General features: G+C 48.3%; 11 protein-coding genes, 3 tRNA genes and 2 pseudogenes. 13 read left to right on the forward strand and 3 right to left on the reverse strand.

What is annotated here, in order from left to right:
- Positions 1 to 77: 77 nt before the first annotated feature.
- The 3 genes from EII14_RS02650 to EII14_RS02660 form a co-directional block, all read right to left on the reverse strand.
- A complete protein-coding gene (locus EII14_RS02650) occupies positions 78 to 1,784 on the reverse strand; it encodes an Mfa1 family fimbria major subunit (protein WP_124931023.1) in 1,707 nt (568 codons plus the stop codon).
- Positions 1,785 to 1,916: 132 nt separating this feature from the next.
- Positions 1,917 to 3,383 carry a DUF3868 domain-containing protein gene (locus tag EII14_RS02655; RefSeq protein WP_124931024.1) on the reverse strand — a complete coding sequence of 489 codons (1,467 nt, stop codon included), beginning with the start codon at positions 3,381 to 3,383 and terminating at the stop codon, positions 1,917 to 1,919.
- A gap of 5 nt (positions 3,384 to 3,388) precedes the next feature.
- A complete protein-coding gene (locus EII14_RS02660) occupies positions 3,389 to 3,964 on the reverse strand; it encodes a DUF3575 domain-containing protein (protein ID WP_199733857.1) in 576 nt (191 codons plus the stop codon).
- 588 nt (positions 3,965 to 4,552) lie between these two features.
- Between EII14_RS02660 and EII14_RS02665 the strand changes: the two genes are divergently transcribed.
- From EII14_RS02665 to EII14_RS09645, 13 genes and pseudogenes are all read left to right on the forward strand, one after another.
- Positions 4,553 to 4,873 carry a hypothetical protein gene (locus EII14_RS02665; protein WP_124931025.1) on the forward strand — a complete coding sequence of 107 codons (321 nt, stop codon included), beginning with the start codon at positions 4,553 to 4,555 and terminating at the stop codon, positions 4,871 to 4,873.
- 493 nt (positions 4,874 to 5,366) lie between these two features.
- On the forward strand, positions 5,367 to 7,430 hold the full coding sequence (locus EII14_RS02670) for a DNA topoisomerase 3 (RefSeq protein ID WP_124931026.1): 2,064 nt from the start codon (positions 5,367 to 5,369) through the stop codon (positions 7,428 to 7,430).
- A 332-nt stretch (positions 7,431 to 7,762) separates the two neighbouring features.
- Complete coding sequence (locus tag EII14_RS02675; protein ID WP_124931027.1) at positions 7,763 to 9,601, forward strand: DUF349 domain-containing protein; 1,839 nt, start codon at positions 7,763 to 7,765, stop codon at positions 9,599 to 9,601.
- Between the two features lie 213 nt (positions 9,602 to 9,814).
- Positions 9,815 to 12,982, forward strand: coding sequence for a C10 family peptidase (locus EII14_RS02680; protein WP_124931028.1), 3,168 nt, complete (start codon positions 9,815 to 9,817; stop codon positions 12,980 to 12,982).
- A 34-nt stretch (positions 12,983 to 13,016) separates the two neighbouring features.
- Positions 13,017 to 13,175, forward strand: coding sequence for a hypothetical protein (locus EII14_RS09270; protein ID WP_158608297.1), 159 nt, complete (start codon positions 13,017 to 13,019; stop codon positions 13,173 to 13,175).
- Positions 13,176 to 13,441: 266 nt separating this feature from the next.
- Positions 13,442 to 14,587, forward strand: coding sequence for a DUF2027 domain-containing protein (locus EII14_RS02685; protein WP_124931029.1), 1,146 nt, complete (start codon positions 13,442 to 13,444; stop codon positions 14,585 to 14,587).
- A gap of 49 nt (positions 14,588 to 14,636) precedes the next feature.
- Positions 14,637 to 16,793 carry a S46 family peptidase gene (locus EII14_RS02690; protein ID WP_124931030.1) on the forward strand — a complete coding sequence of 719 codons (2,157 nt, stop codon included), beginning with the start codon at positions 14,637 to 14,639 and terminating at the stop codon, positions 16,791 to 16,793.
- 10 nt (positions 16,794 to 16,803) lie between these two features.
- Complete coding sequence (locus tag EII14_RS02695; RefSeq protein ID WP_124931031.1) at positions 16,804 to 18,171, forward strand: rRNA cytosine-C5-methyltransferase; 1,368 nt, start codon at positions 16,804 to 16,806, stop codon at positions 18,169 to 18,171.
- Between the two features lie 373 nt (positions 18,172 to 18,544).
- A tRNA-Arg gene (locus EII14_RS02700) sits at positions 18,545 to 18,618 on the forward strand.
- Positions 18,619 to 18,736: 118 nt separating this feature from the next.
- A tRNA-Phe gene (locus EII14_RS02705) sits at positions 18,737 to 18,809 on the forward strand.
- Between the two features lie 26 nt (positions 18,810 to 18,835).
- Positions 18,836 to 18,908, forward strand: a tRNA-Phe gene (locus EII14_RS02710).
- A 242-nt stretch (positions 18,909 to 19,150) separates the two neighbouring features.
- Positions 19,151 to 20,390 (forward strand): annotated as a pseudogene (locus EII14_RS02715) (site-specific integrase).
- 315 nt (positions 20,391 to 20,705) lie between these two features.
- Positions 20,706 to 20,894, forward strand: a pseudogene (locus EII14_RS09645) (histidinol phosphate phosphatase); the annotation flags it as partial.

Below are 20,894 nucleotides of genomic sequence, written 5' to 3' on the forward strand. Positions count from 1 at the left end.
TTGAAACATAGAGAAAAGAAAGAAAAGCGAGGAGGGAGGGAATTCCCTCCTCGCTTAAAATAGGTTTATTTATCAAATTAGTCACCAAGCTCAACAGAGTAGGAGTGAACTTGCCAAGGAAGGATCTTAGCTTGAACAGCCATCCAAGTTTCAGTCGGAGTCAAGGGATTGTTAGGATCCACGGGAGGATTATCAGGCTCACCAGGGTTTTCTGGTGTAGGATTATCAGGTTGAGGTTTGGGGTCAGGGTTTTCCGGACGAGAAGGATCGCCAGGAACCAAAGGATTCCAGTTTCCTCCAATACGTTTGAAACCAGCAATTTCAATGTGATAAATATTATTGCGGACTACGGGAGAGTTCAACCAGCCCTTGCTTTTTTTATCAGGATTCACCCAAGCATAGTACAAAACTTTACGTCCAGTAAAGAGTTGAGTAGTTTGTCCCTTTACACCTTTTTTACCTAGTGTGGCAGCCTCACGATCTGTGTAGAAAATATGATTTGCTCCCAACACGATATTATCGTTTTCTCCTAATGAAGCTATTTTATCTTCACCATTTTTATCATAAATAACGGTAGGAGTAAGTTTTGCACGAACAAGAACATATGCTGTATTACCAAAACGATAACTCGTATTATCTGCTTCAGCTCCATATTTATGCGTATTGGGAAGTATTACTTCACCAGAGAGCCCAGCAGCTAAATCTGCTGTTATATTATCAAGATTACCAGCATAATCACTTTTCACAGGAGTTTGCAAACCTGAAATACCTATGGTTTTATGTTCTCTCCACAATGTAGAATAATCATAATGTTGTGCAGCTGCGAGTGCATCAGCCCCATCTAATACATTGAAATTATTATTAGTAGGAACAAACGAAGAAGCAGGTGTTTTATAAGCCCAAAGATTAGGTTCATCACTTACTTGTTGAGCAAAATACAGTTTGCGTTCTCCTTGTGCAACTACATATTTAATATCACTAACAGTAGCAATTTTATAATTTGTCTCTGTTTCAAATGGAGTTTCTGGATTATCCCCCAAAATATCAAAAGTCGCCTTTTGAGAGGAAACCATAACACGGGCTACAGCTCGCTTCACGACTACTTTAGCCGTATTTTGCCCACCAACAGCCTCCGTTTCTTTTACACCAGCTGTAACAGAAACATTTTTGGCAGGCTCACCTGTCATAAGGATTTGTTCCTTTTGTTCGCCTCCAACACCTATGACGGCTGCAACCTCAGAAGCAGCAGAGATACTTGTAGGATCTGTAACCATACCTCCCTTTTGGAAAACCATCTCAGAAGAGGTGTATTTTGCAGCAAAACCTGTTTCAGTAGCTTCACTTGCAAGAAGGGTATTTGCTGCAGGAGTTGGATTTACGACCACATAAACCGTTTTATTACCAGGAGTAACACGAATGCCTTTTTTAGGTTTAACCAAATTCGTCGTCTCAGACTCTCCATTTACGAAATCCAATTCAGTCTCCGCGAAATAGGGAGAAGCCTCAAGCTTTCCACTTGCGTCAAAAACATAAACCTTCACACCTGCAATTTTATCCTTACCGGCCCACTTACCAATATGGTTATAGTCAGGATCATTTTTATCTTGACCATCATTAGCGGCGCGATTTGCATTAGAGGGGAAAGCAAATTGCAGGCTCATGTAGGTAGTTCCTGTAGCTTTTCCTTCTAGATTTTGTTCGTCAATCTCATTGCTCGAACAAGCCGTGAAAACACCTGCGCTCAAAGTCAGTGCCATCGCAGCAAAGAAAAGATTCTTTTTCATAATTGTTAAAAATAAAAAGATAAAAAAAATATACTTTATTTCAAAACACTAAATCCTACAATAGAGCGGACATGCCGGCAATGTGTGAGAAAGTGTGATATCATTATAGAGGAGAATTACTCTCTTTTGTTTTTATTCCATCTTAAGAATTTCGGCTAAATTATGTCGTGCTTCCGGCAAATGTGATACTTTTTCAAAGCAAGCTTTCGCTTTATCGTATTCACCTTTCCAAGCATAGTGTATGCCTAAATTATTGATCTGCTCAGGAGAAGCAGGGAAAGAAATCAAGAGATTCGCTTCTTCATCACTGAGTGGACGCACCAATCGAGCAGCCAAAGAATTAAAGCGACTCACCGGATTTTCAGGATAGTAGAGAGCAGCGGTTTTCAAAGCTTCTTTTCGTTCTTCTGATCCTTCCGGATAATATTTTGCCACGAGATACATCTCATTGAGGCTCAACATTTCAGGGTAAGTTTTGATTCGTCTTATGGCTTCTTCGGCTCCAAAAGATCTGACTTGATAAGTGAACTGATATTCCGTGCGACGAAGTTGAGGATAAATCATATTAAGCATATAGCGATAGGGGTACCCTCCTGCCAATTCTTTCAGGAGCATTTTGCGTGCGGAGTGAGAAGGGGTATAATTTATGATATCCAGAATTTCTTGACGATAATTCATATTGGAGGCGGATATCATTTTCTGCAATCCTTTCCAATCTTCCCCATGCCCAGCAACTGCAAACATCTCGGTTCGCAAACCATATCTGTACTGCAAATAATTCACGAATGCCATGGCTCTTTGATAGGCCAATCTCTGATTATTCGTAAACTCTCCTTCGGGAGAAGCATATCCGTCAATGGTTACATTCTGCACTTTAACATCGGGATTGAGGAGTATGCGCTGCGCTACGCTGTCTACACGTCGAAACTCATCCTCATTATTCCCCAGGGTCTGCAAAAGCTCTGTGCGATTACGATGAAAAGTAAATCTCGCCATAAACTTTGCAGTACGCACCTTAACAGCCTCCTGCTCCGGCACTTGATAGCAAGCACGAAAATGAAATTGAGGTTGCCAACGTTGTGAATGCTGAGATTCCGAATCTTGCATTTTAGGAGCATATACAGCCGGTTTTAGAATGAAAGTTTCTTCTGCCAACAAGCAATCAGCACATCCCGAAACCGTCTGTCGCACTTCCAAAGCCGCCTTATTCATCCAAGCAGAATAAGGAGCGGCATAGGTAAAATCGACAGTTTGCCTCATACCATTCATCCTCAAGACGATCGAAGGCGCAGCATTGGGATTTTGACGTTGCCAAACGATTGAACGCTGTCGTCGTGCCACTTTCACATCAGGAAAACGATAACTATTTTGCCCCTCCTTGTCAACCAACTGGGGAGTGAGGGTCAATAGAGCTTTACTGTCTAAATCTATTCCATCAAGGACAGCCTCAAACCTCACATGAACGGAATCTTTGACACGCTTGACTTCGGATTTTGCAAAACTCAATCGCCCACGAAAACCTTGCGCAAAAAAGGGTGTCGCGACAAGCAGGACGAGCAAAAACCAAAATATTCTTTTACGAGTGTTCATAAAGTTCATGTTGTTTATTTTATAACATATACCAACGAAATAGCAGCCTTGGTCAGACCGAAGTAGTAATCGTGGGAGCTTTCCATCTTCGTTCCGCAAAGCCCACAGCGATATTTATCATAATCGGTATAGACGTTTCCAACACCCAATTCGGCTTCAAGACTCCAACGGCGACTCAACACCCATTGATAACCAGCCCCAACTCCGACACCGACGAACCAACCCTCATAGCGATGATCACGATATTTTTTCAACTGATCAAAGGGGAATTTGTAGTTACCGATATTATACCTTCCGCCAAGTGCATGCACGCCGATAAACCAACCGTTAAACCGCTCGCAAGTCCAATATCTCCATTCGGGCTGGATCAGAAGATGTTGAAATCTTTCTTTATCCTTTTTACCGCCAAAAGGGTTCAACCCGATTTGAAGGTCGAAAGTCTGCTTACGATTGAGCGACATTTCCAAACTTAAATTAGGGGTAAGGGCGGCATCGTATAGCAAATTATTTTTTACTACGACATTTTGAGCATACGCCCCCATAGAGAAGAGTAGAGCCAATAACAAGGCTAACAAATAAGGTTTCCTCATCGTCTTATGAAAAAGTTGGATTGGAAAGAGGTAAGTTCTTATCTCAAAATAAGGTAAAACTGCATCTGATATTAAATCAAGATGAGGCAGGTTCTTTTCTCTCAGAGAAAAACCGAAGCCGAAGAATTATGATTATCTCTTAAAATTATATTGCAAAGATAATCTTTTTATATCCAATACGACACTCTTTCTGTCTTCATTTCTCGGAATTTCACGTTTAATAACTAAACTGACACTAAAATGCAACATAAACATAGCAATATAAGCAAAAAAACAAATAATAAAGATTAGAAAAAGGAAGAAAAAGAGGCAGAAAAAGCTCTTAAAAACAAAACGCATAAAGATTAGAGATGCAAGGAATTAGCACTTTTCCGCTCTATTCGACATATAATCTTAATCTCATCAAAAAAACTCTTATTTTACAACGACGAAGAAAACAAAAAACAGTCTTCATTCGTTTTCCTCTTTTCACGCCGACGAGAGAAAAAGTTTTGCTTTCTCCCTCCTGCACAAAAAACGGCATGCTCACGGCTCAAAAAGCCCTTTTTCACCCTATATTTCATGTTTTTGCCGTTTTGCCTTCGCAAAATGAGAAAAGCCCCTGATTGTCAATCTGTTTCGGTGAAGACAAGTGAAAGGAGAGGCTTTCGGCGATTTCATAAGCATCTGATTTTCACGGCAACTACGGTGAAGGCAAAATTTCCTTTTGCCTTCACCTGCTTCCGCTCGAATGTTCGCAATTCGGGAAAGAAACGAGGTTGCGAAGGCAAAAAAACGAAACAAATAATTGGTATTCAGACGATTGGAAGAAGAGCGTTTCGGTTTGCCTTCACTTGCCTTCGCCAAGAACAGATTGAAATTCAGCGAATTGCGGCATTTTGCGAAGGCAGTGAAGGCAAAAATAAATAACAAGGGAACGCGCACGCGCGCGAGAGGCGGACGAAATGCGACGTAGGGAAGAGAACCGGCCGTCACTGCCTCCCACCTAAAAATGTCTACGTCTGAGGTAGAAATTGCTACGTCTGAGGTAGTATTTTCCTAATGGGAGGCAGTGACGGCCGGGGAGGAGGCGGAGGAGCGGGCGCGGAGAAGAGAGGGAGATGCCGGCGCGGACACGACATTTCGGTGTACTTTCCGCAACGGCATGAAAAAATCATCGGTGTTTTTTGTGGCATTCTTGTGGAACACACCACGGGGCGCGAAGACAAAAGCACGGAAAAAGACCGGCTTATTTTGGCACTACACTTGTAAATTCTTAACTTTGCATTTGCTATCTGCCTCCTCGCACGCCCCCACTCCCTGCCTATCCCGGCATGCCGGCAACTCTCGGCACGATGCGGACGTCGGCGTTTGCTCTTGAAGGCGTTTGTTTTTGCATTTACTCAATTCTCCCCTGCCGCTCATGATAGTCTGCATTGCCGAAAAACCCTCCGTTGCCGCCGATATTGCCAAAATCATCGGTGCGACGCAACATGTTCGCGTCGGACGCAACGCCGGCTACTACGAAGGCAACGGCTATCGGGTGACATGGACGTTCGGGCATCTGTGCGAGTTGAAAAATCCAGAGGAATACACGCCTTATTGGAAGCGGTGGTCGCTCGGTGCGCTGCCGATGATTCCGGAACGCTTCGGCATCCGCCTCAAAGAGGGCGCGGAGGAACAGTTTGCGGTGATCGAAAAACTTTTTGGCGAGGCCGACCGCATCGTGAACTGCGGCGATGCCGGACAGGAGGGAGAACTCATTCAGCGTTGGGTGATGCAAAAGGCCAAGGCAACGTGTCCGGTGGACAGACTGTGGATTTCGTCGATGACGGAAGAGGCCATTCGCGAGGGTTTTGAGCAACTCAAACCTCAATCCGAATACCAAGGTCTTTACGAAGCCGGTTTGTGTCGCGCCATCGGCGACTGGCTGCTGGGCATGAACGCCACGCGGCTCTACACCTTGAAATTCGGACGCAACGACGGCAGCAGGGGGGGGCAACCGCTCTCGATCGGACGGGTGCAAACGCCGACGTTGGCACTGATCGTGCAACGCCAACAGGAAATCAAGGCCTTCCGCCCCGAACCCTACTGGGTGCTCTCGACGATTTACCGCGATGTCACGTTTACGGCCAAAGTAGATGGGGAGGAGGACGAAAACGCTTCGACAAAAAACGGCATCAAGCGGGGATTTACGCGACGCGAAGAGGCCGAAAACGCCCTTGCAGCCATTGAGGGGCGGCCGTTCACGGTGAAAGCCGTGACGAAGAAGAAGGGCACGGAGGCTCCGCCGCGCTTGTTTGACCTGACTTCGCTGCAAGTGGAATGCAACAAGAAATTCGGCTTCGGGGCGGAAGCGACGTTGCAGATCATTCAGCAACTCTACGAGTCGAAGTTCACGACCTACCCCCGTGTGGACACGACGTTTTTGCCCGACGACATCTATCCCAAATGCAAGGGCATTCTGAACGGCATTGCCGCGACGTATGGCGAATTGCTGCTGCCGCTGCGGGGGGCGCAGTTGCGCAAATCGAAAAAAGTGTTTGACTCGTCGAAAGTGACCGACCACCATGCCATCATACCAACCGGTGTCGCGCCCCGCAACCTGACGGAGATGCAACGGCAGGTGTATGACCTTGTGGTGCGGCGTTTTATCGCGGCGTTTTATCCGGACTGCCGGTTTGCCACGACCACGATCGACGGCGAAACGGCGGACATCCCCTTTCGAGCCAACGGCAAGGTTATTCTCGAAGAGGGTTGGCGCGAGGTGTTCAAAAAAGAAAAAAGAGAGGACACCGACAAGCCCGACGAACACTCCCGCCCGGAGGAGGAGGAGCGAACATTGCCCGATTTTGTGAAAGGCGAAAGCGGCATGCACACCCCGACCCTCACCCAAAAAGAAACGACACCTCCGAAGCCCTACACCGAAGCTTCGCTGCTGAGAGCCATGGAGACGGCCGGCAGAAACGTGGAAGACGAAGAGCTGCGCGACGCGCTGAAAGAAAACGGCATCGGGCGACCCTCCACGCGCGCGGCGATCATTCAAACGCTCTACCGACGCGGCTACATCCGCCAACAGCGAAAAAGCCTGGAAGCGACAGAAACGGGAATGGAACTGATTTCGCTCATCAAGGAGGAACTCCTGAAAAGCGCGGAGCTGACGGGGATTTGGGAAAACAAACTCAGAAAGATCGAGCGGAAAACCTATTCGGCCGCGGGATTTATAGCGGAGTTGAAACAAATGGTGGGCGAAATCGTGCGCGAGGTGTTGGCCGACAACACCAACCGCCGCATCGGCATTTCGTCGGAAGAGGTATCGCCCCCACCGACGCAGCGAACGGAAAAGAACAAACAGGAGAGGCGAAAAACAGTGAGAGCCGGAAGCACCTGCCCTCTCTGCGGCGAGGGGAAGGTGTTGAAAGGACACACGGCCTACGGCTGCTCGCGTTGGAAAGAGGGTTGCCAATGGCGGAAACCGTTTAAGTAAACATGGCGCGACGGCCATTGCCGATCCTCTCCCCTCCTACGGAGAAAGCGGCGGGGATTCAAACTCCGTGTTCCCCAAAAAACGACGAGGAGCGCACCGATTTGGGAGAGCGAAACGAGTTGCCGAAAATCGTGCGGCTGATCGGGAAAGAGGGTGTCGCGACGCGGTCAAAAATCATTTTTTTCGACGGTCGGCCGTGTTCTCCGTTGTTTTTTGGGAAAATTATTTGGCTGTTAAGTTTTTTTTGACGTTATTTGCATGTGCAATTCGTCCATTCTTGCGACGAAGGTTCAGAACATATCATCTCTTTAACCTCTTAATTTGCCACTCTCATGAGTGAACTTGAAGATCCCCGGCTCGAAGCAGCTGCCCCTCAGCCCGAAACGACCGATACTCGGAACGAAGTAGAAACGCCTCTTGTCGAAGAAAGCGCAAGCGCAACCGACAAGGGCGAAGAGCGCATTGAAGACACCGTACAAAATGCCGAAACCAACGACATGGCCGTGCCGACCACAAAGGAAGAAGTGATCGCCCGCTTGAAAGCCTGCGTGGAACAAGAAGAAGCGGCCGACCGGAGCGTGACGGACATGTTGCGGACGGTGTTTTACCGCCTACACAACGAAGAGACCGCAGCCGCACGAGAAGCGTTCGTGGCGGCCGGAGGCGACGCGGCCGATTTCAGTGCGGCAACAGATCCGCTCGAACAGGAATACAAAGACTTGATGAACACCATCAAGGAGCAACGTGCCAAAGCCGCGGCCGAACTGGAAGCCGAACGTCGAAAAAATCTTGACCGAAAACTGGACATCATCGAGAAAATCAAAGAGCTGGCCGGCGATGCGGACAAAATCGACAAAAACTACGATTCGTTCAAAGCACTGCAAGCCGAATGGAAAGAGATCGGAACGATACCGGCCGAACATGTGACCGAAACGTGGAAAAACTATCATCACTACGTGGAGCAATGCTATGACCTGCTCCGCATCAACCACGAAATGCGTGCCTACGATTTCAAGAAAAACCTGGAAATCAAAACCCGCCTTTGCGAAACGGCAGAAAAATTGGCCGAACACGACGACGTGATTAGTGCCTTCCACCAACTTCAAAAACTGCATCAGGAGTTTCGCGAAACAGGACCGGTAGCCAAAGACATACGCGAAGAAATCTGGACACGCTTCAAAACGGCTTCGACACTGATCAACAAACGACACCAAGATCATTTCCTCGGACTGAAACAACAAGAGGAAGAGAATTTGGCGAAAAAAACGAACCTCTGCGAACAGGTCGAAGCCCTGACTTTCGAGGGGCTGACGACGGTGGCGGAATGGGACGCGATGGCACAACTCATCATCGGACTGCAAAACGAATGGAAAACCATCGGTTTCACGCCTCGAAAAGTGAACCAAGAAATCTTTGAGCGTTTCCGCACGGCATGCGACAAGTTTTTCCAAGCAAAAACGGCATACTTCCGCGCCCTGCGCGAAAGCCTTGCCGAAAACCTGCGCAAAAAGACCGCTCTGTGCGAAAAGGCCGAGGCCTTGAAAGACAGCACGGAATGGGGCAAAACGACGAGCATGCTGGTGAAACTCCAAGCGGAGTGGAAAACCATCGGCCCGGTGGCACACAAAGTGAGCGACGCGGTGTGGACACGTTTCAACACGGCCTGCAACACTTTCTTCGACCGCAAGAAAGAAGCGGAAGCGGGCGTGAGAGAAGAAGAAGAGGCCAACATGACCAAAAAACTCGACATCATCGCACGATTGGAAAAACTGGTGGCAGAGGGCAGCGAAAACCTGCTGCAAGAGGTCAAAACGTTGCAAGCGGAATGGAACGAAACGGGACATGTGCCTTTCCGCAAAAAAGAAAAACTCTATCGGAGCTATCGAGCCGCCTGCGACAAACTCTATGAAACCATTCATCAAGACGCCGGACGCAGACGGCTGGACAACCTCGTGAGAAAAGCCTCGCAAAGCGGTAACGAACGCCAACGGCTGCAAAGAGCGTATGACGAGAAAAAGGCCGAGATACAAACGTATGAAACGAACCTCACGTTTCTCACCACAAAATCGAAATCGGGCAATACACTCGTGGCCGACATCGAACGCCGCATTGCCACCCTTAAAAACGATTTGGAACTCATCGCACAAAAGATGAAGGAAATCGCAGAATAGTCGTATTTATCAGAAAAGCTCCGTGTGAAACATTGTTTTGCACGGATGTTTTTCTGTTTTTGCCCCACCCTGTCGGAACGGCCGAGAAAAGAAGAAAGAACGGATCGGCTACGGCCAACGGAGATGTAGAGCGAAGGGGAGAACCGGAAGAGGGCGTTGCGACCGAAAGAAAAAGAAAACACTTGATTTTGAAACATTGAACTATCCGCATTTATGAAAAAGCTACTGATTTTGGCACTGCTGCTGCAAACCTTCACGCTTGCAGCCGAGAATGTGTCTCAGGAAACGGCACGCAAGATTGCCATTTCTTTCTTACAGAAAAAAGGGATCGTGACCACGCCGAAACATTCCCTCAAAGCGATCAAGAGAAGCCAGTCGCCTTCGTCGGCGAGGGGTTCGGGAGAGGCCTATCACATCTTCGACGCCGGCAACGATAAGGGTTTCGTGATTGTGTCGGGCGACGACCGCACCACGCCGGTGCTCGGATATACCCGAAAGGGGCACTACGACGAGAGCAAAGTTTCTCCGGAATTTCGGGCTTGGTTGGATGAATATGCACGACAAATCCAAGCTCTCAGACCGACGACAAAAGGTGCGATCGTGTCATCGGGCACCCGAAGCACGACACTCGACGAGGTCACGAAATATGCCATTGCGCCGCTGTTGGAAAGCCGCTGGAACCAACGCGCTCCTTACAACAACCGCTGTCCGCAGTTGCCGAATGGGAAAAAGACCGTGACGGGATGCCTGGCGACGGCCGTGGCGCAGGTGATGTATTACCACCAATGGCCGGAGAAGACGAAAACGGAAATACCGGCCTATACGACAGATACGAAAAAACTGAATATGCCGGCCATTGCGGCAGAAAGTGTCATCGACTGGGGAAATATGCGGCCGGTATATCCGGAAAATGCCACGACAGAAGGGGGAAATGCGGTGGCGGACTTGATGTATTATTGCGGCAGTGCGCTGAAAATGGACTATGACTTGTCGTCGGGGGCTTACTCCTCTTCCGCCCCTCATGTGCTGCAAACATATTTTGATTACAGCAACACCACACGCATAGAGTATAGAAAAAACCATACATCGAAAAGCTGGGAGAATACCATCTATCAAGAGTTGTCGGAGGGACGACCGATTGTTTACAGCGGACAATCCGGAGGCGGCGGACACTCCTTCGTTTGCGACGGATATGACGGCGACGGCTTCTATCATATCAACTGGGGTTGGGGCGGCGTGGCCGATGGTTATTTCCAACTATCGGTGATGAACCCGGGAAACAATTCGGGAGCCGGAGCAAGCTCGACTGCGGACGGATATGCCGGAAATCAAGACATCGTCATCGGCATAAAACCGCGAACGGAAGGAGAACCTACTCCTCAATATACTCCGACGGCAGAAAACTTTGCAGTCACGGGAACAACAGGCTCTTATCGCATCTGTAATTACAATCCCGTCCGAATCAACTTTTCATGGCAAATGGCTTATGTCAATGCGGAGGGCGGCCTTACCCGGATCGGCTCGGTCAGCAATGGTGCTCTCAATGGCATGGTCAGCGGAAGATTTTCTTACTTTTCCGGTCAAATCGACTTTCAAGGCAAAATCACCACGCCCGGCACTTATCGCGCCATTCCGGTGGCGTGGTTGCAAGGACAGGAACCGACGGAAGCAATAGCGACATCGCGCAGCGATCGTCAGTATTTTGAAGTGGTGGTGGGCAGCGACGGACGAGTGACATCGGTCAAGGCACATCCGCTCACAGACGTCACGATCACAAATATCGCCACCACACAACCGGCGGTCGTTAATAAGAAAACGACCGTCAGGGTGACCATGCGCAACAACACGGCCGACGAATATCAGTCGCGATTATTCTTCTTTGCCTCAAAAACCACCACGCCGGGAGCACCCAAAGAGAACACATACGTGCAAATGGGTGGCAACGAGGAAGCTACGATCGACTTTGCCTTTCAGCCGACGGAAACCGGAACGTACAACATCAGCATCGCAACAGACCGTGCCGGAAACCAAATCGTAGGAAGCGGAAGCATCAACGTGTTGCAGACATTGCAAGAGGTGAGTGCTCCGAGAATTGTGAGTTGGAACCTGCCCGTTGGCAACGGCGGAACACTGTACAGACAACAATTCAAAGGATCTGTGAGCGTAAAGAACGAAGGAACAGCACCCTATAACGCTCCGCTCACCATCCATCTCTATGAACCGAGTGTGAGACCGGGATATATATCTGTGCAGCAAAAGGTGACAAAACTTCCGACGATAGCTCCGGGAGAAACGGTCGATGTGGAATTTGAGTTTCGACAAACAGGCTACCAAGAACTTTTCTTGTATGCTTATTTCAATGAAGACCAAGGTGCTCCCCGTTTCCGCCTCACGACGCAACGCGGAACTACATACTACAAAGGCGGAGAGGAAGAGAGCGTCGCACCCGGCACGTCGTTCAACACGGAAGAGGATATGACGGCCGTGGTGTTTGAAGGTAGTGCGCCCCAACAGGTCACGCCCAACGGCAACCCCAATACGCTCTACTATTTTGAAAGCGGTGCAACCGTGCCCGGTCAGCTCGACAACAAAAATGTGGTGGTCGGCGACAGAGCTGCCAACATCACCATAGAACACGGACGCGACTTTTCGCCCGTCAAAGATTTCAACGCGCAAAATATCCTCTATAAACGCCGCATCGGAAACGGAACGAGCGGCAGAGGAGGTTGGGAAACCATGGCACTTCCGTTTGTGCCGACCGACATCACCACCGAAGAGGGCAACGCACTGACATGGATCAAAGAACGGGGCGGAGCAGGAGATTTTTATCTGAAAGAATTTGCCGGTGTGAGCGATGATTCGAGAGTGTTGTTTAAGTTTACTTCCGAACTTCGAGCCAACACACCTTACATCGTGGCCTTTCCGGGAGCAAGGTTCGGCAACAGAAGTCTTGCCGGGAAGACATTGGTTTTCAAAGCCCAAGAAAGCAAGATCAAAGCCGACGCTTCGATCATCGGCCATACATCGAGCTATAAATTTGTAGGAACGACGAAAACCGAAAACGTGGCCGATGCTTATGTGTTGAACGCTGAGGGAACGGTCTTTGAACGCAACGCAACCGCTCAAACGATGCCTTTTGCAGCCTACTTCACGGCCGACAGCAACGTCATTGGAAGCAGTCAGAGATTGTATATCGGCAGTTTTGAAAACAACATCACCGGATTGGACGAACCTCTCTTTCAAAAACAAAAGGAAGAAGCAAAAGCCGTTTATGACCTCACGGGACGCCGCGTAAGCACAATGCGCCGCCACGGAAACGGAACTATTGACCACCTCCCGAAAGGACTCTACATCATCGGAGGCAAGAAAGTGTTCAGATAACGATTTGTTCGATCACAAAAAACGACTATAACCCATGAAATCTTATCAAACTCCGGATATTCAACTCCTGCAATACAGTTTTGAACGTATTATCGCCACTTCTCCCCTACCCGATCTGGAAGATCCCACAGTGAGAACCCCCACACAAGGCAGTTCTATGAACCAAAGTGCCGGCAGTGGCATTTGGGATTAGTGTTTACCGCCTCGAAAAAGAACAACAAACAGCCCTACTTCATGCGGCCGCTCCCTTTGCATACAACGGAAGCGGCCGCACCGTTTGACGAAAACAAGGTTTTCTGCGAGATTTCGGAACAAAAAACAGGGCGGGGAAGGAATGGTCTTTAACGGACGGCGAGAAATTCGTATCTTTGCGATTGGAAGACGCGATTGGCTCGTAAAACCACACGACACGCAGTTCGGGCAGGCGGCTTTCGCTCACAAAAACTCAACACCGACAACATGAATATAGGAGATAAAGTCCGCTTTCTCAACACCGTGGGAGGGGGAAAAATCACAGGATTTCAAGGCAAAGACATTGTGCTGGTTTGCGACGAAGACGGTTTTGAAATTCCCACGCTTCGGTCAGAAGTGGTGGTCATTGAAACCGACAACTACAATTTCGTCCGCCCCGAATCGAAAGAAAAAAACATGCCGCGGAAATCTGCCGATACCCGCACCGGCATCAAAGCCGCACTTGCCGAACATCACCATTCCGACGACGAAGAGGAGGAAGAGCAAGATCCGGCCGATAGGGAAATGACGTTCCGCGCACGGCCAATCGAACGGCGAGGGGGAGATGTGTTGAACCTCCACATCGGATTTGTGCCCGTTGATCGAAAACAAATCAGCACGACACGTTTTGAGGCTTATCTCATCAACGACTCCAACTACTATGTTCGCTGCCTTATCTTCACCCAAGAGGGAAAACTGCATCGACTGCGGCACGACCGAGAAATCGAACCGAACCAAAAAGTGTTTCTCGAAGAATTGAGCCACGACGACCTTCCCGACATCGAACGGCTCACGGTGCAAGTCATGGCTTACAAAACGGAAAAAGCATTTTGTGTCAAATCGCCACTCGACCTCACGATCCGCATAGACGGTACGAAGTTCTACAAACTGCATACGTTTCAAACCGGCGATTTCTTTGAAGAACCGGCCTTGGTGATCGACCTTGCCCGCAACGACCAACCGGCTCGCAACGTGACCGTAAACGCGAAAGACTTGGAAGACGCCCTCACGACACCCCGATCGGCAGAGAGAAAAGCCGCACCGGCACGTATGGAAAAAGGAAAAACGGAAACGAAAGCCGACGACCGAAACGCGATCGTGGAAATAGACCTGCATGCCGACACCATCCTTGACTCGACAAAAGGTTTGGAGCCGAAAGACATCATGACTTGCCAACTGAAAGTGTTTCATGACACGATGAAAAAACATGCCAAAGACCGTGGTCGGCGAATTGTTTTCATCCATGGAAAAGGAGAAGGCGTGCTTCGCACCGAAATTCTCAAAGAACTCAAAAAACACTATCGCCAATGCACCCACCAAGATGCCTCTTTTCGAGAATACGGATTCGGGGCGACAATGGTGACAATCAGATAATTGATAACAATCCGATAAGCGGTAAAAATCAGAAAACTCTTCACATACAATGAAAAAAATCTTTCTTTCTCTACTGGCCGTTTTCGGCCTCGCCACAGCACACGCCGATGAGGGCATGTGGCTGTTGAAACTGATGGACGAACAGCATTTGGCCGACTCGCTCCGCAAAGCCGGTTTGCAACTCGACCCGTCCGAGCTTTACAATGAACATGCCCCATCGATGCGCGATGTGGTCGGCATTTTCGGCAATGGTTGCACGGGAGAAATCATCAGCAAAGACGGACTTGTCCTCACCAACAACCACTGTGGTTTCAGCTATGTACACGCCATGTCGGACTTGAAACACAACTACCTGCAAGACGGCTTTTTTGCCAAAAGTCGGGCGGAAGAGTTGCGCGTTCCCGATCTGACCTTCACATTCGTGGTGCGCATCGTCGATGTGACACAGGAAGTCGAGGCAGAAGCCAAAAAGCAAAACGCCGACGACTACCGCATGCAGAGCCATTCCTTTCTGAATGATTTGGCCGAAAAGATGCGCAAGAAAAGCGATCTGGCCAAACGCAAAGGAATGACGATGCGCATCGTGCCCTACTTCGGCGGCAATCGTTTCTTCGCGTTCTATGAGCAAGAATACACCGACGTTCGTCTGGTGGTCAATCCGCCTCAACAAGTGGCACAATTCGGTTTCAACCAAGACAACTGGATGTGGCCTCGCCATAATGCCGACTTTGCCGTGTTTCGCGTGTATGCCGATCGCAACGGACAACCGGCCGATTATCATAAAAACAACATCCCTCTGCGCTGCAAGAAGTGGATGCCCATCAGCCTGAAAGGAGTGAACAAAGGCGACTACACCATGGTCATGGGATTTCCCGGCAGCACCAGCCGTTATCTCACAACCTCACAAGTGCGTTTGCGTACGGAAAGCATCAATGCCCCTATCAACCTTGCCGGAGAAGCAGAGTTGAAATTCATGAAAGCACTCATGGACAGCGACAAAGCCATGTCGCTCAAATATGCCGAAGACTACATGAGCCTCGGCAACGTGGTGAAAAACTACGGAGGCATGAACGAAAGTGTCAAAAAGACCGGACTGCTCGACATCAAAGCCGAAGAAGAACGTGCATTCAGAGCCTTTGCCGCCCAAAGCGGAAAACCGGAATATCAAAACATCATAGAGCGCATAGACTCACTCGTTGAAGCCGTAAAAGACACGCTGCACGACTACAACTTGTTGCGCTACACCTTTGGAGCACAAAAATTCAAAGCCAAAGCCGAACTGGCCGAAACTTTCGGAACGGCACTCGGAAAAAAAATACAGGGAACGGCGTCCAAAAAAGAAAAAGGTGCCGACGAACGTGCCCGCCAAAACCTCGTGAAACACTTTGAGGAAGATTTGGCAAACCTCGACATCGACTACGACCGTCGGAAAATGCACCTGCTCGCTCCCTATTGGCAACAACACCATCGCCTCGAAATGCAACCCTCGTTTGCGAAACAAGACATGACGAGCTATTTCGACACCCTCTATACCACGTCGGCATTTCGTTCAAAAGAGGCTTTTGAACGGAAATACCTCTCTACCGACAACTGGGAGGACTTCGGAAACGACCCTCTCTTCGATCACCGAAAAGCCCTTTTGAAGGCTATCAACAGCTACCGCCCCGCCATTGACCGCTACCAACGCCGGGCAGCGGAGTTAAACAGAATTTATGTTCGCGGTTTGTGTGAAATGTACAACTGGTCTAAAAGCCCCGATGCCAACTTCACTCTCCGCATGACCTATGGCAGCGTAAAGCCCTACTCTCCTCGCGACGCCGTGTTCTATGATTGGAAAACTTCGCTCAAAGGAATGTTTGAGAAAGAAAATCCGAACGATCCCGACTATGTCGTAGATGAAAAGCTCCGTCGCCTCTATCTCGAAAAAGCTTACGGCCGTTATGCCGACCAAAACGGAGAACTCCCCACCTGCTTCCTCTCCAACAACGACATCACGGGCGGAAACTCAGGCAGTGCCGTGCTCAATGCCAACGGCGAACTCATCGGACTGGCTTTCGACGGAAACATCGAGAGTCTTTCTTCCGACCTTCGTTTCAATCCGGCGCTCCAACGCTGCATCAACAACGATATTCGTTTCGTTCTCTTCGTCATTGACGTTTATGGCGGTTCAAAATACGTGATCGACGAACTGGAAATCCGCGAATAATCTCAACGACATGCTTCCCCAAGCTTTCATACGACAAATGTGCGCCCTCCTCGGTGATGCCGAGGCGGGCGCACTTTGCAAAGCCTTGACCGACAGCCCCGCTCCCGTGAGCATCCGTCGAAATCCGATGAAACCAAACGGTGCATTGCCCGCGGACGATCCCGTGGCGTGGTGTCGTGAAGGCTATTATCTCGCCGAGCGTCCTTCTTTCACGCTCGATCCTCTTTTTCACGCCGGCACCTACTACGTTCAAGAAGCCTCTTCGATGTTCGTGGAGCAGGCTTGGCTGCGAATCGTGCGCGATTTCACGCCTCGTCGTCTTCTCGATCTCTGTGCCGCTCCCGGTGGGAAAAGCACACTTTGGCGGAGCCTGATGCCCGACAAGACTTTGCTCGTGGCCAACGAGCCGATTCGACAACGTGCACAAATCCTTGCCGAAAACCTGACCAAATGGGGGCATCCCGATGTTCTGACAACTTCTGCCTTTCCACACGAATTTGCTCCGCTGAAAGGCTTTTTCGATGTCATCGCCGCCGATGTCCCCTGTTCGGGCGAAGGCATGTTTCGCAAAGACGAGGGTGCACGTGCCGAATGGTCGGAAGAGGCCGTAAGGGCTTGCGCCGAGCGACAGCGAAAAATCGTGTCCGACGTCTGGCCTTCGCTGCGTGAAGGGGGATATTTCGTTTACTCCACCTGCACCTTCAATCGCGAAGAAAACGAAGACAACGTCGTCTTCATTTGTCGGGAGTTAGGCGCCGAAATCGTTCCCATCGACCTATCACCGCTTTGGAACGTCGAAGGCGACACCACCGGCCGAGGCCTCCCGGTCTGCCATTTCTTCCCTCACCGCACAAAAGGCGAGGGACTGTTTTTGGCACTTCTCCGCAAAACGGGAACAACCGCTTCCTCGTCGGCCCAAAAAGAAAAAGCCGCACGCTCCACTCCCCCTTCCACCGCCGTCATCAAGACCGTCGGCGAATGGATCACCGACCACCGCGACTTCTCGTTTTTCTGCCCCGTAGAGCAACAAACGGCCGCCGTACGCTACGAACTCCTCCCCGATGTTTTGCGCCTTCGTTCCACCGTCCGAACACTCACCTCCGGCATCCTTCTGGCAGAAACAAAAGGGAAGAAGCTCATTCCCCAACACGCTTTGGCCATGAGCTGTCAACTCTCTACCGAGGCCTTTCCGAGCGTCGATCTCGACCTCAACGCTGCCCTTGCCTATCTGCGCCGAGAGACCGTTATGCTCCCGATCTCACCACCCGTCGGACACGTCATCGTAACCTATGAAGGACACCCCCTCGGCTTTGTCAATCATCTCGGAACACGAAGCAACAATCTTTATCCGACCGAATGGCGCATACGCATGTCGTGAACTGCTCTACATCTTACCGACAAACGTCCGGGCATTCGTCCCCCTTCTTTTCTCACCTCCCAACATGCTATGAGGCCGTGTCACAAGCTTTGTTTTGTCACGGTCTCTTTATTTTCTATCGTTTATATTTGCTCTGCAAGCCCTCTTTCCTTTTTGTTTTTCTTAATGAAAACGTTATTCGGAAATATTGATGTCCCGAAAGTTATCCAAACGGCAAATCGTCGGTCGGATTTCAACAGATCTTTTTCTCAAACATCGTGATCCTTTCCTACATATTCTTTCTTCTTTTCTTCCTCTCAAACTCTCCAAAAACAAAAAAGCAAGGCTTTATTTGGTCAATTGCTCATCAAAGCGTAACTTTGCATCCGTTATCGGCCTCGTAGCTTAGCTGAATAGAGCGTCAGATTCCGGTTCTGAAGGTCTTGGGTTTGAATCCCAACGAGGTCACAAATGCGCAAAAGAGGATTTTTATAAAAAGGTTTTCATAAAAACCAACGTTGAAATTTTGACAATTCAAAAAAAGTTCATACTTTTGCAACCGCAAATCAGCATAGTTATCTCTTTTGGTGCCATAGCTCAGTTGGTAGAGCAAAGGACTGAAAATCCTTGTGTCCCCGGTTCGATTCCTGGTGGCACCACTCCCCAAAAATGCAGATTTGCACTTGGTGCCATAGCTCAGTTGGTAGAGCAAAGGACTGAAAATCCTTGTGTCCCCGGTTCGATTCCTGGTGGCACCACTTTGAAGAAAAGCAAAACGATGTAAACTCCTGATTTCTAAACGAAGTCAGGAGTTTTTATTTTTCCCACTTACGCAAAATATAGCAGAATATTACCGATTTTGGTGGAGCAAAAGGTGGAGCAAAAACAGCAGAATGAAATCTCCACCGAAAAAGTTTCTTTACCACTGATATGCAGTGATTTGCGTGTCGATAACTCGTGAGTGATTTCCGAATTTTGTATCAACTAAAAACGTATCGAAATGAGAAGGATTTCATTCAATGTGCTCTTCTTTATCAAGAAGACAAAACTGCTCAAAAACGGAGAAGCCTCGGTTTGCATGAGAATTACCGTTGATGGACAACGTATCGAAACTAATATCCGAAAAAGTGTCGATCCGAGTTCTTGGAACCAAGCCAAAGAGTGTGTACGTGGTAAAAGTCGTAAAGCCAACGAATTGAATAGCTACATAGAAGAAGCAAAAATCAAGTTACACTCTATCTTTACCGAGTTAGAAGAACAAGGGAGCACAATAAGCGCTCGTATTCTTCAAGAAAAATTCTTCGGCTTAGATATTCTGAAAGAACAACCCAAAACTCTCCTTGCTACGATACAGGAACACAATGATCAATGTCGAGCTCTTATAGGTAAGGATTATACTTTGATTACTGTTCGGCGTTATGAAACGTGCAAACGTTACTTGGCGGAATTGATCCAAAGGAGATACAATAAAGATGATCTTCTATTGACTGAAATCAATGGAGAGTTTGTTCGTGCCTTTGAATTTTATCTGAAGACAGAGAAGGAATGCAAACAAAACACGGTTATCCGCTACATGAAATGTCTGAAAAAGATAACCAACCTTGCACTTGCCAACGAATGGATTACAAAAGACCCTTTTATCGGAATAAAATTCCATGAGAAAGAGGTTATCCGAGAGTTTCTTACACTGGAAGAGCTGAAAACTATTTACCAAAAAGAATTTACCGTAGAACGAATTGTACTTGTCCGTGACATCTTTATTTTCGCAGCCTTTACCGGACTTGCCTTTATTGATGTGCAACAATTATCTCCCGAACATCTTGTGCGAGATGATAACGGAAACCTTTGGATTCGTAAACCTCGACAAAAAAAACAAAAATATGTGCAATATTCCCTTGTTGGATATACCACAGGAAATATTAAAGAAGTATGAGAACCGTCCATTCTGTCACAAGAAAGGAACACTTCTTCCTGTACCCTGTAATCAGAAAATGAACAGTTATCTGAAAGAAATAGCCGACTTATGTAACATTCAGAAGAAATTAACCACGCATACCGCAAGACATAGCTATGCTACTTCTGTTTGCTTGGCAAACGGTGTTAGCATTGAGAATGTGGCGAAAATGCTCGGTCATTCCAACATCAAAATGACGCAACATTATGCCAAAGTCCTTGATAGAAGTATAATGAAAGATATGAGAAATGTCGCCCTTGCTTTATCTAAGAAATCACTTCCTTGAGCCATTTGGAGAAAAAGCGAAACGCAATTTGATGTACTGGAGGAATGGCTGGTGTTGCTATATCCTATCTTTGTTGCAATTCCCGAAATAGAACACTCATAGAAAGAGGGGAGAATTAATGTCTCTACTCTGTAAATAAAAGTTCCTAAGCTTTCGGGCGAAAGCTTAGGAGTAATCAAGAAAAAACTTAGGTGCTTTTACAATGAATCAGGTATATTTGCGTTATCAAACAAGAAGGCTTTGTCGAAAGTCAATACCTCCGACTTCGGCAGGGTAAAGTAAAAGGAGAGAATACGATTCAACTATGGCTAACAAATCATTACTGTTCTTGTAGAAGATAAATTGAATGTCGCTGCAAATGCCGGTAAAGTCGTGCAAATCGCCCAACCAACGGGTAGACATCGAGTGAGTTTTCGCAATTTTTGTGAGCGTGTGGCGAAATCGACCACATTCAACCGTCAGGAAGTGGAAGCCGTATTGAACTACGCCACCGAGATTGCCAGA

It is taken from the genome of Alloprevotella sp. OH1205_COT-284 (assembly GCF_003859795.1).
In the GTDB taxonomy this organism is placed as follows: Bacteria; Bacteroidota; Bacteroidia; order Bacteroidales; family Bacteroidaceae; genus Alloprevotella.